Here is a 410-nt window from a genome sequence, read left to right as displayed (position 1 = left end):
GCGCCAGACGCCGGGCGAGCTGCTGGCCATCGGCGACCGCACCGGCCTCGACGGCGAGGCGCTCGCCACCGCCAGTCGCCTCGTCGCCAAGGTGGACAGCGCCGCGGTGCAGGACGGCTACGACCTTTATCTGCACGGCTTCATCGTCACCGATGACGGGCGCTGGGTGGTGGTGCAGCAGGGGATGAACGGCGACGCCCGCCAGGCGCGCCGCTACCACTGGCTGTCGGAAGGCTTGACCAGCTTCGTCGACCAGCCGCATGCGGCGATCGAGGGCGAGCGCCAGGGCGAGATCGTCAACCTCACCGACCGGCGCGCCGAAAAAGCGCGCGGCGGCCAGATCCAGCTTCTGAAGACGATGAGCCCGGAAAAGATCCTGACCGAGCTCGCCGTGCTGGAGCCCCCGGAAA

At 69.8% G+C, this 410-nt stretch carries 1 protein-coding gene; it reads left to right on the top strand.

The annotated features are described in order from the left end of the window. Positions 1-410: DUF763 domain-containing protein (locus EN742_RS37475; protein WP_128334016.1), on the top strand; the 410-nt coding region annotated here is incomplete at both ends.

Source organism: Mesorhizobium sp. M4A.F.Ca.ET.020.02.1.1, assembly GCF_004022645.1.
Lineage (GTDB): Bacteria > Pseudomonadota > Alphaproteobacteria > Rhizobiales > Rhizobiaceae > Mesorhizobium.
The sequence above is the reverse complement of the archived record's forward strand: the minus strand, read 5'-3'. Positions and strand labels throughout refer to the sequence as shown.